Source organism: Candidatus Njordibacter sp. Uisw_002 (assembly GCF_047730155.1).
Classification (GTDB): domain Bacteria; phylum Pseudomonadota; class Gammaproteobacteria; order Pseudomonadales; family Balneatricaceae; genus Njordibacter.
In genome coordinates, this window is the sequence record NZ_CP159832.1 from 846,505 (window position 1) to 862,903 (window position 16,399).

Here is a 16,399-nt window from a genome sequence, read left to right on the forward strand (position 1 = left end):
TTTACGGCTGCCACTGGTAGTGTTTCATAGTAACTTTATCATTATTTAGCCGCACGCCTTCTTTTTCAAGCGCTTCACGCTGCCTTTGGAAGCCTGCTGTTGCTGGTGGAAAGGGCAGTTTACCATTGGCGGTGATGACTCTATGCCAAGGCAAGCTTGAGTCATTAGGAAGATTGCGCAAACACCAGCCCACCCATCTTGCAGCGCCTGTTTGCCCTGCAAGGGCTGCTAACTGTCCATAACTTGCTACCTTGCCATAGGGTATGGCGGCAATAGTTTGGTATAGTTGCTGGCGTGCCACTAGCTTTTGTTCTTTAGCTTGTGCGCGCGGCGTAGTATAGGTCGATGTATAAGGGGCTTTCATTTTAGTAAGATGACCACATATATATTGCACAGTTAACTTAACAAAGATTACATCATTATGCGTTTTATTTTTGCTCTATTTATTGCAGTGCCTGTGCTTGAAATGTGGGTGCTAATACAAGTGGGTCAGCAAATTGGTGCCTTATGGACCATTGCCTTAGTTTTAAGCACCGCTTTTATAGGCATTAACCTTTTGCGTCACCAAGGTTTGGCTACGCTTACCAGTGCCAATTGGCGCATTCAGGCAGGCCAACTGCCTGCCCAAGAAATATTAGAAGGCATTATGCTTGCAGTAGGTGGTGCTTTATTGCTTACTCCAGGTTTTATAACTGATACCTTTGGTTTTCTTTTACTCTTGCCTTTTAGCCGTAGGCTTTTTGCTGCTCGTTTAATGGGTCGTTTTAAAGCTTTTACTACTGCAAATGTTGCAGGAGGAGGCTTTGGCCCTAAAGGCTTTGGAGCGCGGTTTAACACCGACGAAAGTATTATAGATGGAGAGGTTGAAACCCCCCAAGATACGGTGCAACGGGATAAGATTAATTAAATGTTACTAATGTAATGTTTTTTTTGTATTTGCTATTGAAAAGTACACTTAACCCCATATCTATGAGTTCGATATCAACAATAATTCTGGCTTAGTCAGAGATACAAATAATTTAGGAGTGCAAACGTAATGAGCATCCGCCCTTTACAAGATCGTGTTGTAATTCGTCGTCAAGAAGAAGAAGCAACTAGTGCCGGTGGCATCGTACTACCTGGTAGTGCTGCAGAAAAGCCAAACCAAGGTGTAGTATTGGCAGTAGGCCCTGGTCGCGTTAGTGTTAACGGCGATTTGATCGCTATGAACGTTAAAGTCGGCGACATGGTATTGTTTGGACCATACGCAGGTAACAGTACAGCTAAGATCGACGGTGAAGAAGTGCTTATCGTTAGCGAAAGCGAAATTTTCGGCGTTCTTGAAGCATAACTTAACTCTATTTTGATACAGGATTTTTTCACATGGCAGCTAAAGAAGTAAGATTTGGTGATTCGGCTCGTAGCCGTATGGTAAACGGCGTAAACATTTTAGCCGATGCTGTAAAAGTAACCTTAGGCCCTAAAGGCCGTAACGTAGTTTTAGACAAAGCCTTTGGCTCTCCAACCATCACTAAAGATGGCGTGTCTGTAGCTAAAGAAATCGAATTGGCAGACAAATTCGAAAACATGGGCGCACAAATGGTGAAGGAAGTTGCTTCACAAGCCAACGATGTAGCTGGTGACGGCACCACTACTGCTACTGTTTTGGCTCAAGCGATCCTAAACGAAGGCCTTAAAGCTGTTGCAGCGGGCATGAACCCAATGGATCTTAAGCGCGGCATCGACAAAGCTTCTGCTGCTGTTGTAGCGCAAATCGAAGCCATGGCTACGCCTTGTGCAGACACCAACGCTATCGCTCAAGTAGGCACTATTTCTGCTAACTCTGACGCCACTGTGGGTATGATCATTGCTGAAGCGATGGAAAAAGTAGGCAAAGAAGGCGTGATCACAGTAGAAGAAGGCACTTCTCTACAAGACGAGCTAGATGTTGTAGAAGGCATGCAGTTTGACCGTGGTTACTTGTCTCCTTACTTTGTAAACAACCAAGACAACATGACTGCTGAATTGGAAACACCTTTCCTTTTGTTAGTAGATAAGAAGATTTCAAACATTCGTGACTTGCTACCTATTTTGGAAGCCGTTGCAAAATCTGGTCGTCCACTATTGATCGTGGCTGAAGATGTTGAAGGCGAAGCCTTGGCTACTTTGGTAGTAAACAACATGCGCGGCATTGTTAAAGTATGTGCTGTTAAGGCACCAGGCTTTGGCGATCGTCGTAAAGCGATGCTAGAAGATATCGCTGTATTGACTGGCGGTACTGTAATTTCTGAAGAAATTGGTTTGTCTCTAGAAACTGCTACTCTAGAGCAGCTTGGTCAAGCTAAGCGTGTGACTATGTCTAAAGAAAACACCATCATCATCGACGGTATCGGTGAAGCTGCTGCAATCGAAGGCCGTGTAAACGCTATTCGTGCACAAATTGGTGATACTTCTTCAGATTACGATCGTGAGAAGCTACAAGAGCGTGTTGCTAAGCTTGCAGGCGGCGTTGCCGTAATCAAGGTTGGTGCTGCTACTGAAGTAGAAATGAAAGAGAAGAAAGCTCGCGTAGAAGACGCATTGCACTCTACTCGTGCTGCTGTTGAAGAAGGCGTAGTACCAGGAGGCGGTGTTGCTCTAGTACGTGCTCTTCAAGGTATTCAAGACCTAGAAGGTGCTAACCCAGATCAAACTGTAGGTATTAAAGTTGCCCTTAAGGCAATGGAAGCTCCTATGCGTCAAATTGCAACTAACTCAGGTGATGAAGCCTCTGTAGTGGTAGACAAGGTTAAGTCTGGTTCTGGTAACTATGGCTACAACGCTAGCACTGGTGACTACGGCGACATGATCGAAATGGGTATCCTAGATCCAGCCAAAGTAACTCGTACTGCGCTTCAAGCTGCAGCTTCTGTAGCTGGCATGATGCTAACCACAGAATGCATGATTGCTGATGCACCTTCAGAAGAAGGCGCTGGTGGCGGTATGCCTGATATGGGCGGCATGGGCGGTGGCATGGGCGGCATGATGTAAATCATCCCCTAAGCTATTTATGCTTATTAAAAAACCGGCTCTTGTAGCCGGTTTTTTATTGGCTAAAATTAAGTGAAGCCGTTATATTAATGCCCACTAAAACGAATCTTTATAGGATATTCAAAAATGATTCAAATCACCAACTTGCGTAAACAATATGCCAGCGGTTTTGTTGCCTTAGATGACATCAATTTAACCGTAAAAAAAGGTGAGATTTTAGCCTTACTTGGCCCCAATGGCGCAGGCAAAACGACTTTAATCTCCACCATTTGTGGCATTGTTAATCCTACTTCTGGCACTGTTAGCGTAGATGGTTTTGACATTATTAAAGACTACCGTAAAACCCGCAGTTTGATTGGTTTAGTGCCTCAAGAGCTGACAACGGATGCTTTTGAAACACCGTTTAATAGCCTTACTTTTTCGCGTGGTTTATTTGGCTTGCCTAAAAATCCAGAAAAGGTTGAGCAGGTATTGAAATCTTTATCCCTTTGGGACAAAAAAGATGATCGTATTATGACCCTCTCTGGCGGTATGAAGCGTCGCTTGTTGATTGCCAAAGCATTAGTGCATGAGCCTCAGGTGTTGTTTCTAGATGAACCCACAGCAGGGGTAGATGTGGCACTTCGCCAAGACATGTGGCGTATGGTAGATGGGCTTCGTAGTGAAGGCGTTACCATTGTGTTAACTACACACTATATTGAAGAAGCCGAAGCGATTGCGGATCGCATTGGTGTGATCAATGGCGGCAAATTATTGTTAGTTGAAGATAAAGATTTGTTAATGGCTCGCATGGGTCAAAAGCAGCTTAAAATCGAATTAACACAAGCGCTTGATACCTTGCCGGCACAGCTAGCACAGCAAGGCTTTGTGGTTGCAGATGATAAGCAAAGCATTATTTACCACTATGATAAAGACGCCCCAGAAGTAGACATTGCAGCTCTATTGCAAGTGGTATCTAGTGCTGGACTGGGTTTTAAAGACATACATACTCAACAAAGTAGTTTGGAAGAAATATTTGTTGATTTAGTGGAGCGTGCAGCATGAATTTAAGAGGCATCTGGGCTATTTATACTTTTGAAATGTCGCGTACCAAACGCACTATCACACAAAGTATTGTTTCTCCTGTTCTTTCTACAGTGCTTTATTTTGTAGTGTTTGGTGGTGCGATTGGCTCACGCATAGAGTCTGTGGGCGGCATTAGTTACGGTGCGTTTATTGTGCCCGGTTTGATCATGTTATCTATCATGACACAAAGCCTTTCCAACGCGTCATTTGGTATCTATTTTCCACGTTTTTCTGGCACTATTTACGAGGTGCTTTCATCACCCATGTCCTTTTGGGAAGCGACCATGGGATACGTGGGCGCAGCAGCCACTAAGGCGATGATTATTGGCTTGATAACACTGGCTACAGCAGGGTTTTTTGTGCCTATTGAAATTGCTCACCCAGTTTGGATGCTCACCTTTCTAATACTCACCACGATTACTTTTAGTCTGTTTGGTTTTCTTATCGGTATTTGGGCTGATGGCTTTGAAAAGTTGCAGCTTATCCCGTTGCTGGTAATCACCCCTATGGTTTTTTTAGGCGGTGCTTTCTATTCTATCGATATGCTGCCAAGCGCTTGGCAAACAGTCACTCTATTTAACCCTGTAGTGTATTTGATTAGTGGCTTTCGTTGGAGCTTTTACGGCATTTCTGATGTGAGTGTGGCGGTCAGCGTAGGTATGATCATGCTGTTTATGGGCCTTTGTTTGGCACTGATTGCGTGGATATTTAAAACTGGCTATCGATTAAAGCAGTAGCTGCACCTACAGACGTAATCATCTATTTTAATGTCGTCTAAACAAGCCTAATTATATGCAATGTCATAGTTAGGCTTTTTTTTGCCTAAACTTTGGCCAATCTGTTTAAAAATATTTCTTAAACAATGTGGAATAAATTTTTTGCACTAAGCTTATTGGTACACAATAATTTAGAAACCTAGTTTATGCAAAATTTCAAACGATATAGCTGGCAGTCCTTAGCGTTTTTTTATGCCCATTGGAAAGGTGTGTTGGTACTGGCCTACTTACCTAACCTATTACCAGAGATTTATTACTTAATAGGCAGTGAGCAAAGAGACAACTGGGCATTGTCTTTGATGATATTCCCTTTCTACATTATGTTCAGTGTGGCTTTTATTTTTTATATTGATGGCCAGTCAAGATTTAGGCAAAATAGTGGACCACAGCTTCACAAGCTAGCGCTTAAATTTTTAGCACCTTACTTTTTTGTGATAATCATAGCTACTTTAGCTGTGCTTTTTTCATCATTAGCCCTCATCATTCCAGGAATATATGTGCTTGTGAAATATTCCTTTATTACCTTTAACTTACTATTAGATGAAACCGGTATCAACGGCGCATTTAGGTTGAGCTGGAAACAAACCAAAGGCTATTTTTGGTTGCTATTTAGTGCTTTTTTTATCTATGTTTTAGTGCCTGGTTTACCTGGTTTCATTGCACAAATTGTTCCACAAGAATTCAATTTTTCACAAGCTGCGAATCACTCGCAAGCAATTGAATCATCAAATATAATTTATTTGACTGTGGGCACATTGGGCTATATTTTTTACACACTATTCACATATCAAGTGTATAAAGAAGTATCAAAAAAATGGTTGGATGATACGCCCACTAAAGTGATTGATACGCCCTCTGAAATCATCCAATAAAGTGCTTGACTTGGGTGCGAGTCATTCATGTTCATACAGCCATTTCATGGTACTCTAGGCCGCTTTCACCTTGCTCGTGATTTACTAGAGTGTAATTATATTGAACAACGCTACCAACAACAAAAAAGGCATCTTTTTAATGCTCGCCGCTATGGCGGGTTTTACTATTGAAGATGCTTTTATCAAACAGCTCTCCAGCACCTTATCTATTGGCCAAATACTTATGGTCGTTGGTTTGTGTAGCTCGGTATTTTTTGCATTGCTGGCGCTTAAAAGTGGACGTAATATTTTTTCTCGTCACCTTTGGACTAAAGCAACTTTAGCGCGAATGGGTGCAGAAGCCGTGGCTGCGGTAGCGTTTATAGCCTCTTTGTCTTTGGTACCGCTATCTACCGTTGCAGCGGTGTTTCAGGTGACGCCATTAACCATTACTATGGGTGCAGCTTTATTTTTGGGTGAGCGGGTGGGGTGGCGCCGTTGGGCTGCTGTTTGTGTAGGTTTTATCGGTGTTTTATTGATCATCCGGCCAGGCTTTGGTGGGTTTAATCCATCAGTATTGTGGGTGCTAGTGGCTGTTTTGGGTGTAGCGGTTAGAGATTTGGTTACCCGCGTGATTCCGTCTAGTGTGGGCTCTTCCATTATTTCTTTTCAAGCTTTTGCATCACTTATTGTTGCTGGGGGGCTTTGTATGCTCATTAGCCCTCAAACCATTGCGCCTATTACCAGTGAAGAAATGGTCTATTTTGGTTACACCATTATTTTTAGTATTTCAGGCTATTACGCTATTGTATTAGCAATGCGGGTGGGAAATGCGTCTATTGTGGCCTCTTTTAGATACTCAAGGTTGTTGTTTTCGCTGTTAGTAGGGGTTTTTATATTTAATGAAAGCGTTGATATGCTTACTCTCATTGGCTCTGTGATCATTATCGCTACGGGCTTATATACATTTTTAAGAGAGCACAAGGCAGGCTTAGCTCATAGCAAAAATGCTGGGGTAGTCTTGTAGCAGCTACTTGTTAGCCCTTGTTACTGCTGGCTACTCGGGCATAAGTAGTTCATGCCCAACCACTTCATCCATAATGCCATAGGGCACTCTAAAGGTTTTGCCCTCTAGTTTGATCACAGCATAGTCTTTACACATTTTTATGATGGTGCAATTAATAATGTTGCCCTTGTTACTCACTCTCACAATGTTGTAGTTGTGCAGCGCTATAGCCATTTTAGAGATCCCTATAGTGTATTTAGAGTGGTAAGTTTTGCTGACATAATATCTGGAATAACACAGCTTCTACCCTGCTTAAAATCATAATACACGCCCATCCCGGTGCCTTGTGCCACTATGCAATTTTGTTGCTTGCTCCATATTTTATGTTCAAACTCTACTTTTTTTGGTCCTGTTTGTTTGGCATTACTAAATACTATGAGGGTGTCTGGGTAAGTGACAGGGGCTAGATAATCACACTGTATAGAGGCCAGTACAGGGCCTATGTTAGTGGCTTTCATGTCGTCGCTCATGCCTAGTTTTTCTAGAAGGTCTATGCGGCCATCTTCGATGTAACGTATATAAACGGTATTATTAAGGTGTTGAAAAGCATCCATTTCGCCCCACTTCACTTTAATTTCGGTACTTTGAGTGTATTGCGCTGAAAGTGCTGCTAAATCAGTCATCTTGTTTCCTAGTTAACTTCAAATCCGTGGGCGTATGGGTCCTTGGAATCTACGATAATGGTGTTATAACCTGTAACTTTGGCCCAGCCTTGTATGCTTGTCATAATGCCAGTAATTTTATTTTTGCCTAAGCCAGAACCAATGGTAGTGGTAGATTCCACCTTACCAATAAATTGGCTACCAATAATACTTTCGTGAATAAATGCCTCACCTTGTTGTAGTAAACCTTTGGCATGCAGCTGTGCCATCCGTGCGCTGGTGCCAGTGCCACAAGGGGATCGGTCTATAGCGCCACTGCCATAAAACACTGCGTTAGATGCGCTAGAATCTGGTTTTTTGGGTTTGCCTGTCCACATTACATGCCTGATGCCATTTACACTTGCATCTTCTGGGTGCACGCAAGTCGCTATTTTATTGATGGCCTCTCTTACCAGTGGGCTAAACTTAAGCACTTGGGCGGCAGAAAAATGCTCTAGGCCTGCAAAGTTTTTTTGTGGTTCGATAATAGCGTAATAGTTGCCGCCATAAGCGACATCTATGACTAATTCACCTAATTCAGGGCAGTTGATCACTAAGCCTTCATAGGCCAAATAGCTGGCTACATTAAATAGTCGCACGTCGGTTACTAAGCCATCTTCATCTTGTTGGTATTCAATTTTTATCGCCCCTGCAGGCACTTCTAAAGTCAGCTGACCTTTAACTTTTGGTGTCCATAGGCCTTCTTGTAATGCAATAGTTACGGTGCCTATAGTGCCGTGGCCACACATAGGCAAACAACCACTTGTCTCTATAAATAAGATAGCCCCATCGTGGTTTGGATTAGTAGGTTTATACAATATAGAGCCAGACATCATGGCGTGGCCACGAGGTTCAAACATTAGTGCAGTGCGAACCCAGTCGTGGTGTTGTAAAAAATCTTGGCGTTTATCGCTCATAGTATTACCCACAAGCTTTGGGCCACCTTTAGCAACTAAGCGCACAGGGTTACCGCAGGTGTGTGCGTCAATGCAATTAAATGTATGTATTGTCATAAGTTATAAGCTATGTAACGTGGGAACTGGGTATTACTGCATGGTACAATGATCCAGCTTAATTAACCTAACATTCTATACACTTTGGCTTATAAGTTACCAAGCTTAAGTAGAATAAAGAGTCCTTTGATATATGAAAATGCTCATTGATTTTTTACCCATTGTCATCTTTTTTATAGTCTATAAATTAACTGATGATTTGATTCTAGCTACTGCCGTTCTGATTCCAGCGACCATGTTACAAATGGCTTACACTTGGTTTACCACCAAAAAAGTGGAAAAAATGCAGCTTGTTACCCTAGTATTGGTAGTGGTATTAGGTGGCCTTACAGTGGCTTTGCAAGATGGTCAGTTTATTAAGTGGAAGCCTACCATTGTAAACTGGTTATTTAGTTTGGCTTTTTTGGGCAGTCAGTTTATTGGTCAAAAGCCTATCGTCCAGCGGCTGATGGGTAAAAGTGTGGAGTTGCCTAGTCAAGTGTGGCGCAAACTTAATGTGGCGTGGGTCGTATTTTTTGCCGCTATGGGAGGCATCAATTTATACGTAGCCTTTAATTACAGTGAATCCACTTGGGTTGATTTCAAACTCTTTGGTATGTTGGGCCTTACTTTTGTATTTATTATTGCTCAAGGCCTATATATGTCGCGCTTTATGCCCAAAGATATGGAAAAAGAGGACTAAAAAATGTTATTTGCTATTATTTCCCAAGATGTACAAAACAGTTTAGCGCAGCGTATGGCAGCAAGGCCTGCCCATTTAGAGCGTCTTAAAGCCCTAGATACACAGCAACGTTTAACACTAGCAGGGCCTCATCCACACACCCAAGAAGAAGGTTTTACAGGTAGTTTGGTAGTGGCTGATTTTGCTGATCTTGCCGCTGCTCAAGCATGGGCCGACCAAGATCCATACGTCGCTGCCGGTGTTTATGCTGAAGTAAAAGTTAAACCATTTAAACAAGTCTTTCCAACACAAGAGTAAACCCATGAAAAAGTTTTTTAGCGTGTTAAAGAAATCCACAGTTATAGCAATAGCTGCTCTAAGTTTAAGCTTTTCTGTGTGGGCACAAAACCCACAAATTACATTGGCAACAAGCCTTGGCGACATCGTTGTTGAGTTAGATGCAACGGCTGCACCTGTTAGCACAGACAACTTTTTACACTACGTAAATAGTGGTTATTATAACAGCACTATTTTTCATCGGGTCATTCCAGGATTTATGGTTCAAGGTGGTGGCTTTGGCGCAAATGAAAAAGACAAATCTGGCACTATCGCTCCTATTGTTAATGAAGCTGCTAATGGCTTGTCTAACCTTCGGGGCACTATTGCTATGGCTAGAACCTCTAACCCCAACAGTGCTACCGCGCAGTTTTTTATCAACCTAAAAGACAATCTATTTTTAGATAAAAGTAGCTCTAGTGATGGCTATGCAGTGTTTGGAAAAGTAGTAGAAGGCATGGATGTAATTGATCGTATCGCCAAAGTACCCACCATGAACAAAGGCGGGCATCGTGATTGGCCATCAAAAACGATTTATCTTAATTCAGCTCAAAAGCGTTAGATATCAATTAAAGGTATGAAAGCTAGCCACACCCATAAGGCCTTTTCAGACCCTCAAAGCTTAGCTGTAACCCCCAAGGTTGCAGCGGTTTTAATCGCCAAATTACAAAAAACACCTCTTCAGTTAGACCAGCGACATCAAGAGCTAGCTGCAAATTTTTTTGATTATGAAGCCTTAAAGTCGAAACCTGTCACCTCAACAATGAGCGTGTTGGATGCTAATTTTGGTGTAGGTTTAGATTTTTTAATCATTTGGAAACTTTGGCTGGAGTCTAGAGACACTGGCCACCATACTTCTTTGCTAAATTATGTAGCCGTTTGCGAGCAGCCACTTTGTTTGGCAGATGTTAAGGTGTTGCACCAAAGCTTACCCCAATTAAATGCGTTGAGTGTGCAGTTTCAGGAGCAGTACCCAGAGCTTATAAAAGGCTTCCATCAGCTTGATTTTGGCAAGGTAAAATTAACCTTAGTTTATGCAGAGCCTACCCAAGCATTAGCACAAATTTGTGGTGAGTTTGATGTCTGTCTTGATGCTATAGACCCTATAGCGGCTGCAGATGAAGTTAAAAAGAAAGCTTATATCCCTCCATGGCAGCGGCCACATTCAGGCCTTGCTCACAAGAGCAAGGTAGCCATCATAGGCGCAGGTATCTGTGGCACGGCCACTGCCTTGAGCTTATCTGAGCGTGGTTTTGATGTCACCTTGATTGAAAAGGGCCCGGAGCTTGCTAGCGGAGCTTCAGGCAACCGCCAAGGCATGCTCTACGCCAAACTGCCAGATAGTGCCACCATAGCTGGACAGTTTCACCAGCAAGGTTTGCAGCACACTATGGCGGCACTAAAACGGCATTTAAGTAGCAAGCACTGGCAAGCTTGTGGCTTAATGCAGGTAGCCACTAATGATAAACAAGCCATACAAATGCAAGCCGTGCTCAAACGCGAGTATCCATCATCTTGGTTGCAATGGTTGAGCCAAACCCAAGCTCAGCAGTTAGCCAAACAACCTGTCAGTGCAGGGGGCTTATATTTCCCCAACAGTGGATGGGTATCACCTAAGCATTGGTGTGAAGCTTTGTACACAAGAAGTGGTGCAGATCTATGGCTTAATACCACTGTGCTGAGTATGCAACAAACCGCGAAGCAGGGCTGGAAGTTAAGTTTAAGCGGGGCCTATGATGGCGAATATGAGTTTGATGCGGTAGTTATTGCCAATGCAAATAGTGCCAAAAATCTGTTGGTGCAGCAAAACCTTGCGTTAAAGGCTATTCGTGGTCAAGTAAGCTATGTAGACACACAACAAAGCCCAGCGCTTGTGGTATGTGGGCAAGGCTACGTAACCCCTAGCCAGCAAGGCATTTTATCAGTGGGGGCAAGCTATAACCTGCACACGCTTGATACGCAGTTGTCAGACAAAGACCATATTGATAATTTAGGGCGCCTAAGTGATGTATTGCCTAATCAAAAAACATTGGATGTAGGGGATGTTGTAGGCGGCTGGGTGGGCTTTCGAGCAGTAACTCCTGACTACCTACCTATGGTAGGGCAGCTAGCTGATGAGGCTGCGGTGATTGGGGCCTTTGCCAAATTACGCCAAGATGCTAATTATAAATTTATTCAAGACATGCCTTACCTACCCGGGCTATACATAAATGCAGGCCATGGCTCTAAAGGTTTTGTTAGCGCCCCTTTAAGTGCGCAAATATTAGCTTGTCAGATGGCTAACCAAAGCCTGCCTGTGGCACAATGTGTGGCTTGGGGATTAGATCCCAACCGTTTTATTATTCGCGACTTAATACGCCGCAAACGCTAACCGAGATTTATGCCGTGAACCCTACTAAGATTAAGCTTCATAAAAAAAGCAACACGTTAGAACTTAGCTATTTAGAAGCTGGAGCAACACAAGAGGTAAGCTACACCTTATCTGCTGAATACCTACGTATTTCTTCACCTAGTGCAGAAGTGCGAGGGCATAGCCCAGATCAAGCTGTGCTGCAGGTAGGAAAGAGCCGAGTTAAGCTAACGGGCGTAGAAGGTGTGGGTTATTACGCTTTAAAGCTTGAATTTGATGATGGCCATGATTCTGGCTTATACACCTGGGATTATTTGTATGATCTTAGTGTTAATCATCAAAAACATTGGGCGTATTACTTAGAACAACTAAACCAAGCCAAACAAAGCCGAGACCCACACACAAGCATTGTTCAGTTTGTTTAGTTTAAAACTTAGCTGTTAAGTTTAAGAGCGATAGCACAAGCTTCGTGAACATGGTGAATGCAGGCTTTTCTAGCAGCTTCACTGTCACGTATGGTGATCGCTTGCATGATAGTTTGCATCTCTAAAAGGCTGTGTTTCCAGCGTCCTGCTTGGTTAATAGTGCCAGCGCGTAATACCATAATACGAGCCAAAAGGCGGTTAAGGCTGGCATCAAGTTCAGCATTAGCGCTGCCTTCAAGTAATTGATCATAAAAGGCTTTAGTGCAGGCTAATATTTGCTCTACTTCAGATTGATCAAAGGCCTTTTTTAATGCATTTGTGGTGTCTTGTAGGGCGCTAATTTGTTCATCACTAGCGCGTTCACAAAATAGCTGTCCAGCCAAACCCTCCAGTGCTGCACGCAGTTCGTAAATATTTTTTACATCCTGCGTGTTAAGTACGCTCACACTTGGGCCACGTTGGCCTGCAAATTGCACCAAACCTTCTGATTCTAAATGCCTTAGGGCTTCACGCACAGACGTGCGGCTTACATCTAAAGCTTCGCACAATTCTCTTTCTACCAACCGTTGGCCTGGCTTTAATTGGGTGCTAATAATAGCATCGCGCAGTTTATCCAAAACCATCTGACGCAACGTAATAGTGTTGCGAGTGACTTTAAGGTCTGCAAGTTGGTTGGGCATAGATTAAGATTCCGCAGCCATTTCCGCTAACACTTCTTTAGCACAACGAAAGGCGTCGATAGATGCAGGCACACCGCAATAAATAGCACTTTGTAACAACACTTCTCGTATTTCTTCTTTAGTGCAGCCATTATTAAAGGCGCCACGAATGTGCAGTTTGAGCTCATGAGGGCGGTTTAAAGCAGTGATCATGCCTAAATTTACTAAGCTTCGGGTTTTGTGGGGTAGCCCATCACGGTTCCAAATGCTGTCCCAGCAATACTCTGTAACTAGCTCTTGTAACGGCCATGTGAAGTCGTCTGCTGCTGCAATGGATGCATCTACATAAGCATCGCCAAGCACTGCCTTGCGGGTTTTTAAGCCCGCTTCAAATTTTTCTGATCTATTTTTTTCAGAATGAGGTTTAGAATCTGACATAAGTGTGTCCTTGTGTAAGGTTGGGGTTAATTACAAACCACCCATTAACATATATTTGATTTCAAGGAAGTCTTCAATACCATAATGAGACCCTTCACGACCCATTCCAGACTCTTTTACGCCACCAAAAGGTGCAACTTCTGTGGAGATAATGCCTTCGTTGATACCTACCATGCCATACTCTAAGCCTTCGCCAACACGCCAAACACGGCCAATATCACGGGTGTAAAAATAAGCAGCTAAACCAAATTCGGTATCATTAGCCATAGCAATGGCTTGCGCTTCATCCTTAAATTTAAAGATAGGTGCTACTGGGCCAAAGGTTTCTTCTGTGGCCATTTTCATGTCGGTAGTGGCATTGCCTATAATTGTAGGGGTGAAGAAACTGCCGCCAAGTGTGTGGCTTTGGCCGCCACATATAAGCTTGCCACCTTTACTTAAAGCATCTTCAATGTGATCTTTTACTTTATCAATAGCGCCTTGGTTAATCATTGGCCCTTGAGTGACGCCTTCATCCATGCCGTTACCCACTTGAAGCTGAGCCACCTTCTCTGCAAACTTAGCAACAAAAGCGTCATACACACCTTCTTGCACAATAAATCGGTTCACACACACGCAGGTTTGGCCTGCATTTCGATACTTACCAGCCACAGCGCCTGCTACAGCAGAATCAAGGTCAGCATCATCAAACACGATAAACGGTGCGTTGCCACCTAGCTCCAAAGAGACCTTCTTCAAAGTAGGTGCGCATTGTTGCATCAGTAGCTTGCCTACAGGCGTAGAGCCGGTAAAGGTAAGCTTACGTACAGTAGGGTTGCTAGTAAGCTCTGCGCCAATGGGGCGAGATTGCCCTGTAATCACGTTAAATAATCCAGCTGGAATACCCGCTTCTTCTGCCAATACAGCCAGTGCAAGGGCTGAAAAAGGCGTTTCTGATGCTGGGCGCACTACAAACCCACAGCCAGCTGCTAATGCAGGGCCACACTTGCGGGTAATCATTGCCGTTGGAAAGTTCCAAGGTGTAATAGCAGCCACTACTCCAATGGGCTCTTTAGTCACCACAATGCGAGCATCGGCTTTATGGGTAGGAATAATATCACCATAAATGCGCTTGCCTTCTTCGGCAAACCAATCAATAAAACTTGCAGCGTAACCAATTTCGCCTTTAGCTTCGGCTAAGGGCTTGCCTTGTTCTAAAGTCATTATTTTACCAAGGTCATCTTGGTTGGCCATGATAAGGTCAAACCAAACACGCATGATAGCAGCGCGCTGTTTGGCTGTTTGTTTGCGCCAACTAATCATAGCCACTCTAGCTGCTTCAATGGCGCGAGCAGTTTCTACTCCAGTTAAGTCAGGTATGCTTCCAATCACTTCATCATTGGCAGGATTAGTCACTTCCATAGTGGCTTTTGAGTCGGCATCTAACCAAGTGCCATTAATATAAGCTTGTTGGCGAAAAAGTGCTGGGTTGTTCAGTTGCATGGTATGAATCCTATTATTAGTCATTGCACGGTGTTGGGTGTGCTAGTTGTACTTAATTTTATATCAAAACGTTCATAATATTAAACATTTTTAGAGTATTAGCGCATTACAAAGGGGTCGGCCATAGGCTCGCTTGAGGTATTGATCCAAACGGTTTTTAGTTGGGTGTAATCTTTTACTGCATCAATGCCACTTTCTCTACCATAGCCACTGGCTTTAAAGCCGCCAATGGCGCCCATGGGCGAAACGGCACGGTAGGTGTTCACCCAGATAATGCCAGCTTGCACGGCTTTGCTCATGCGGTGCACGCGACCATTGTCACGGGTCCAAATGCCAGTGGCTAAGCCAAATTGGCTATCGTTGGCTAAAGCTAAAGCATGGGCTTCATCTGTAAAGCGCATGATACTGGCCACAGGGCCAAATACTTCATCTTGCATGATGCTGCACTGGTTATTGTCTACTGCCAAGATAGTAGGATGGTAATACCAGCCATTACTGTGAATGTTATTAGAGGGTGAAACGCGCTTGCCACCATGCACAAGTGTTGCGCCTTGCTCCAGTGCTTGTGCAACCATACGCTCCACCAAAGCCAGTTGAGCTTGAGTAGCCATAGGGCCCATCTCAGACTTGGCATTCATAGGCTCACCAATAATAATGCGTTCAACACGTGATTTTAGGGCTGTTAAAAATTCGTCATACACGCTGTCTTGCACCAATAAACGGCTTCCAGCGACACAGCTTTGGCCACTAGCGGCAAAAATACCTGCCACTACACCATTTACAGCACTGCTAATATTAGCGTCTGCAAAGATAATGTTAGGTGACTTGCCACCAAGCTCTAGACTTATTTGGGCTAGGTTTTGCGCACTATTTTTAACCACAGCTTTAGCACCAGCGCCACCTCCAGTAAAAGCAATACGTCGCACTAGTGGGTGTTTAGTTAACGCCGCCCCAGTGTCGGCGCCAAACCCTGTCACTACGTTGACAACTCCATCTGGAAAGCCTGCTTCTTTAACTAAATGCATTAGTTCCACTATAGTGGCGCTGGCATGTTCAGAAGGTTTAAGCACCACGGTATTGCCAGCAGCTAATGCTGGAGCAAGTTTTACCGCGGTTAAATACATGGGCGAGTTCCAAGGAATAATTGCTGCCACTACGCCCAAAGGCTCGTGAGTGGTATAGGCAAACATGTCCGCTTTGTCTAAAGGTAACGTTTGGCCTTCAAGCTTGTCAGCTTGGCCTGCGTAGTAATAGAAAAATTCTGGCATGTAGCCAATTTGGCCCATTGTTTCACGAATCAGTTTGCCGTTATCGTTGGTTTCTAATTGTGCCAAGTGCTCTTTATTGGCAGCGATTAAGTCGCCTAATTTTCGTAACAATTTGCCCCTAGCTGTGGCATGTAGGTTGCGCCAGCTTGAATCTTCAAATGCATTTTGGGCGGCTTGTACCGCAGCATCTACATCTGCTTCTTGAGCGTGAGAAAAGCTAGCCCATGGCTGTGCATTGGCCGGGTTTAAGCTGTCAAAACGACCACCGTCTTTTGCATCTACCCATTGGCCGTTAATAAATAGCTGATATTGGCTAAGTGCCATAGCGTGCTCCTTTTGTTACAGCACTCACTAATAGA

20 protein-coding genes are annotated in these 16,399 nt (G+C 43.7%); 12 read left to right on the top strand and 8 right to left on the bottom strand.

Going from position 1 to position 16,399, the window contains the following annotated elements; genetic code table 11:
- Nucleotide 1: 1 nt before the first annotated feature.
- Complete coding sequence (locus tag ABXT42_RS04020) at nt 2-364, bottom strand: MGMT family protein (protein ID WP_443629079.1); 363 nt, start codon at nt 362-364, stop codon at nt 2-4.
- Between the two features lie 57 nt (nt 365-421).
- On the opposite strand from ABXT42_RS04020, the gene ABXT42_RS04025 reads away from it, so the two are divergent.
- The 7 genes from ABXT42_RS04025 to ABXT42_RS04055 all read left to right on the top strand — a co-directional run bounded on the left by ABXT42_RS04025 (nt 422) and on the right by ABXT42_RS04055 (nt 6,728).
- A complete protein-coding gene (locus ABXT42_RS04025; protein ID WP_443629080.1) occupies nt 422-907 on the top strand; it encodes an FxsA family protein in 486 nt (161 codons plus the stop codon).
- Between the two features lie 129 nt (nt 908-1,036).
- Entirely contained in the window at nt 1,037-1,330 is a 294-nt protein-coding gene (locus ABXT42_RS04030; RefSeq protein ID WP_443629081.1) for a co-chaperone GroES, read from the top strand.
- Between the two features lie 32 nt (nt 1,331-1,362).
- Nucleotides 1,363-3,009 (top strand): chaperonin GroEL, encoded by a 1,647-nt coding sequence (groL, locus tag ABXT42_RS04035; RefSeq protein WP_443629082.1) that lies wholly within the window; start codon nt 1,363-1,365, stop codon nt 3,007-3,009.
- Between the two features lie 126 nt (nt 3,010-3,135).
- Nucleotides 3,136-4,053, top strand: a complete 918-nt coding sequence (locus tag ABXT42_RS04040) for an ABC transporter ATP-binding protein (RefSeq protein ID WP_443629083.1) — start codon at nt 3,136-3,138, stop codon at nt 4,051-4,053.
- Nucleotides 4,050-4,811: an ABC transporter permease gene (locus ABXT42_RS04045; protein ID WP_443629084.1), complete on the top strand. Its 762-nt coding sequence runs from the start codon at nt 4,050-4,052 to the stop codon at nt 4,809-4,811. The genes ABXT42_RS04040 and ABXT42_RS04045 overlap by 4 nt, the downstream gene beginning before the upstream one ends.
- A gap of 185 nt (nt 4,812-4,996) precedes the next feature.
- The gene (locus ABXT42_RS04050; protein WP_443629085.1) at nt 4,997-5,722 is read left to right on the top strand and encodes a hypothetical protein; all 726 of its coding nucleotides are present in this window, start codon (nt 4,997-4,999) and stop codon (nt 5,720-5,722) included.
- A gap of 100 nt (nt 5,723-5,822) precedes the next feature.
- Nucleotides 5,823-6,728, top strand: coding sequence for a DMT family transporter (locus ABXT42_RS04055; protein ID WP_443629086.1), 906 nt, complete (start codon nt 5,823-5,825; stop codon nt 6,726-6,728).
- 30 nt (nt 6,729-6,758) lie between these two features.
- Here the strand turns inward: ABXT42_RS04055 and ABXT42_RS04060 are convergent, their stop codons facing one another.
- Genes ABXT42_RS04060 through ABXT42_RS04070 form a run of 3 tightly spaced genes read right to left on the bottom strand, consistent with a single transcriptional unit; the run spans nt 6,759 to nt 8,421 of the window.
- Entirely contained in the window at nt 6,759-6,941 is a 183-nt protein-coding gene (locus tag ABXT42_RS04060) for a hypothetical protein (protein ID WP_443629087.1), read from the bottom strand.
- An 11-nt stretch (nt 6,942-6,952) separates the two neighbouring features.
- Nucleotides 6,953-7,390 carry an acyl-CoA thioesterase gene (locus tag ABXT42_RS04065; protein ID WP_443629088.1) on the bottom strand — a complete coding sequence of 146 codons (438 nt, stop codon included), beginning with the start codon at nt 7,388-7,390 and terminating at the stop codon, nt 6,953-6,955.
- 8 nt (nt 7,391-7,398) lie between these two features.
- Nucleotides 7,399-8,421 (bottom strand): 4-hydroxyproline epimerase, encoded by a 1,023-nt coding sequence (locus ABXT42_RS04070; RefSeq protein WP_443629089.1) that lies wholly within the window; start codon nt 8,419-8,421, stop codon nt 7,399-7,401.
- Between the two features lie 133 nt (nt 8,422-8,554).
- Between ABXT42_RS04070 and ABXT42_RS04075 the strand changes: the two genes are divergently transcribed.
- From ABXT42_RS04075 to ABXT42_RS04095, 5 genes are read left to right on the top strand one after another with little or no spacing between them, the layout of a single operon-like run.
- Nucleotides 8,555-9,103: a septation protein A gene (locus tag ABXT42_RS04075; RefSeq protein ID WP_443629090.1), complete on the top strand. Its 549-nt coding sequence runs from the start codon at nt 8,555-8,557 to the stop codon at nt 9,101-9,103.
- A 3-nt stretch (nt 9,104-9,106) separates the two neighbouring features.
- On the top strand, nt 9,107-9,400 hold the full coding sequence (locus tag ABXT42_RS04080) for a YciI family protein (protein WP_443629091.1): 294 nt from the start codon (nt 9,107-9,109) through the stop codon (nt 9,398-9,400).
- Nucleotides 9,401-9,404: 4 nt separating this feature from the next.
- Nucleotides 9,405-9,980, top strand: coding sequence for a peptidylprolyl isomerase (locus ABXT42_RS04085; RefSeq protein WP_443629092.1), 576 nt, complete (start codon nt 9,405-9,407; stop codon nt 9,978-9,980).
- 15 nt (nt 9,981-9,995) lie between these two features.
- Nucleotides 9,996-11,789: an FAD-dependent 5-carboxymethylaminomethyl-2-thiouridine(34) oxidoreductase MnmC gene (mnmC, locus tag ABXT42_RS04090; RefSeq protein ID WP_443629093.1), complete on the top strand. Its 1,794-nt coding sequence runs from the start codon at nt 9,996-9,998 to the stop codon at nt 11,787-11,789.
- A 14-nt stretch (nt 11,790-11,803) separates the two neighbouring features.
- Entirely contained in the window at nt 11,804-12,193 is a 390-nt protein-coding gene (locus ABXT42_RS04095; RefSeq protein ID WP_443629094.1) for a gamma-butyrobetaine hydroxylase-like domain-containing protein, read from the top strand.
- A gap of 8 nt (nt 12,194-12,201) precedes the next feature.
- Here ABXT42_RS04095 and ABXT42_RS04100 read toward each other — a convergent pair whose 3' ends face one another.
- The 4 genes from ABXT42_RS04100 to ABXT42_RS04115 form a co-directional block, all read right to left on the bottom strand.
- A complete protein-coding gene (locus tag ABXT42_RS04100; RefSeq protein WP_443629095.1) occupies nt 12,202-12,873 on the bottom strand; it encodes a GntR family transcriptional regulator in 672 nt (223 codons plus the stop codon).
- A gap of 3 nt (nt 12,874-12,876) precedes the next feature.
- On the bottom strand, nt 12,877-13,290 hold the full coding sequence (gene pcaC, locus ABXT42_RS04105; RefSeq protein ID WP_443629096.1) for a 4-carboxymuconolactone decarboxylase: 414 nt from the start codon (nt 13,288-13,290) through the stop codon (nt 12,877-12,879).
- Between the two features lie 30 nt (nt 13,291-13,320).
- On the bottom strand, nt 13,321-14,772 hold the full coding sequence (locus tag ABXT42_RS04110; RefSeq protein ID WP_443629097.1) for an NAD-dependent succinate-semialdehyde dehydrogenase: 1,452 nt from the start codon (nt 14,770-14,772) through the stop codon (nt 13,321-13,323).
- 98 nt (nt 14,773-14,870) lie between these two features.
- A complete protein-coding gene (locus ABXT42_RS04115) occupies nt 14,871-16,364 on the bottom strand; it encodes an aldehyde dehydrogenase (RefSeq protein WP_443629098.1) in 1,494 nt (497 codons plus the stop codon).
- Nucleotides 16,365-16,399: the final 35 nt, after the last annotated feature.

Coding starts and splice junctions, on each gene's coding strand:
- ABXT42_RS04020 (WP_443629079.1), bottom strand. CDS start 364: ATGAAAGCCCCTTATACATCGACCTATACTACGCCGCGCGCACAAGCT.
- ABXT42_RS04025 (WP_443629080.1), top strand. CDS start 422: ATGCGTTTTATTTTTGCTCTATTTATTGCAGTGCCTGTGCTTGAAATG.
- ABXT42_RS04030 (WP_443629081.1), top strand. CDS start 1,037: ATGAGCATCCGCCCTTTACAAGATCGTGTTGTAATTCGTCGTCAAGAA.
- groL (WP_443629082.1), top strand. CDS start 1,363: ATGGCAGCTAAAGAAGTAAGATTTGGTGATTCGGCTCGTAGCCGTATG.
- ABXT42_RS04040 (WP_443629083.1), top strand. CDS start 3,136: ATGATTCAAATCACCAACTTGCGTAAACAATATGCCAGCGGTTTTGTT.
- ABXT42_RS04045 (WP_443629084.1), top strand. CDS start 4,050: ATGAATTTAAGAGGCATCTGGGCTATTTATACTTTTGAAATGTCGCGT.
- ABXT42_RS04050 (WP_443629085.1), top strand. CDS start 4,997: ATGCAAAATTTCAAACGATATAGCTGGCAGTCCTTAGCGTTTTTTTAT.
- ABXT42_RS04060 (WP_443629087.1), bottom strand. CDS start 6,941: ATGGCTATAGCGCTGCACAACTACAACATTGTGAGAGTGAGTAACAAG.
- ABXT42_RS04065 (WP_443629088.1), bottom strand. CDS start 7,390: ATGACTGATTTAGCAGCACTTTCAGCGCAATACACTCAAAGTACCGAA.
- ABXT42_RS04070 (WP_443629089.1), bottom strand. CDS start 8,421: ATGACAATACATACATTTAATTGCATTGACGCACACACCTGCGGTAAC.
- ABXT42_RS04075 (WP_443629090.1), top strand. CDS start 8,555: ATGAAAATGCTCATTGATTTTTTACCCATTGTCATCTTTTTTATAGTC.
- ABXT42_RS04080 (WP_443629091.1), top strand. CDS start 9,107: ATGTTATTTGCTATTATTTCCCAAGATGTACAAAACAGTTTAGCGCAG.
- ABXT42_RS04085 (WP_443629092.1), top strand. CDS start 9,405: ATGAAAAAGTTTTTTAGCGTGTTAAAGAAATCCACAGTTATAGCAATA.
- mnmC (WP_443629093.1), top strand. CDS start 9,996: ATGAAAGCTAGCCACACCCATAAGGCCTTTTCAGACCCTCAAAGCTTA.
- ABXT42_RS04100 (WP_443629095.1), bottom strand. CDS start 12,873: ATGCCCAACCAACTTGCAGACCTTAAAGTCACTCGCAACACTATTACG.
- pcaC (WP_443629096.1), bottom strand. CDS start 13,290: ATGTCAGATTCTAAACCTCATTCTGAAAAAAATAGATCAGAAAAATTT.
- ABXT42_RS04110 (WP_443629097.1), bottom strand. CDS start 14,772: ATGCAACTGAACAACCCAGCACTTTTTCGCCAACAAGCTTATATTAAT.
- ABXT42_RS04115 (WP_443629098.1), bottom strand. CDS start 16,364: ATGGCACTTAGCCAATATCAGCTATTTATTAACGGCCAATGGGTAGAT.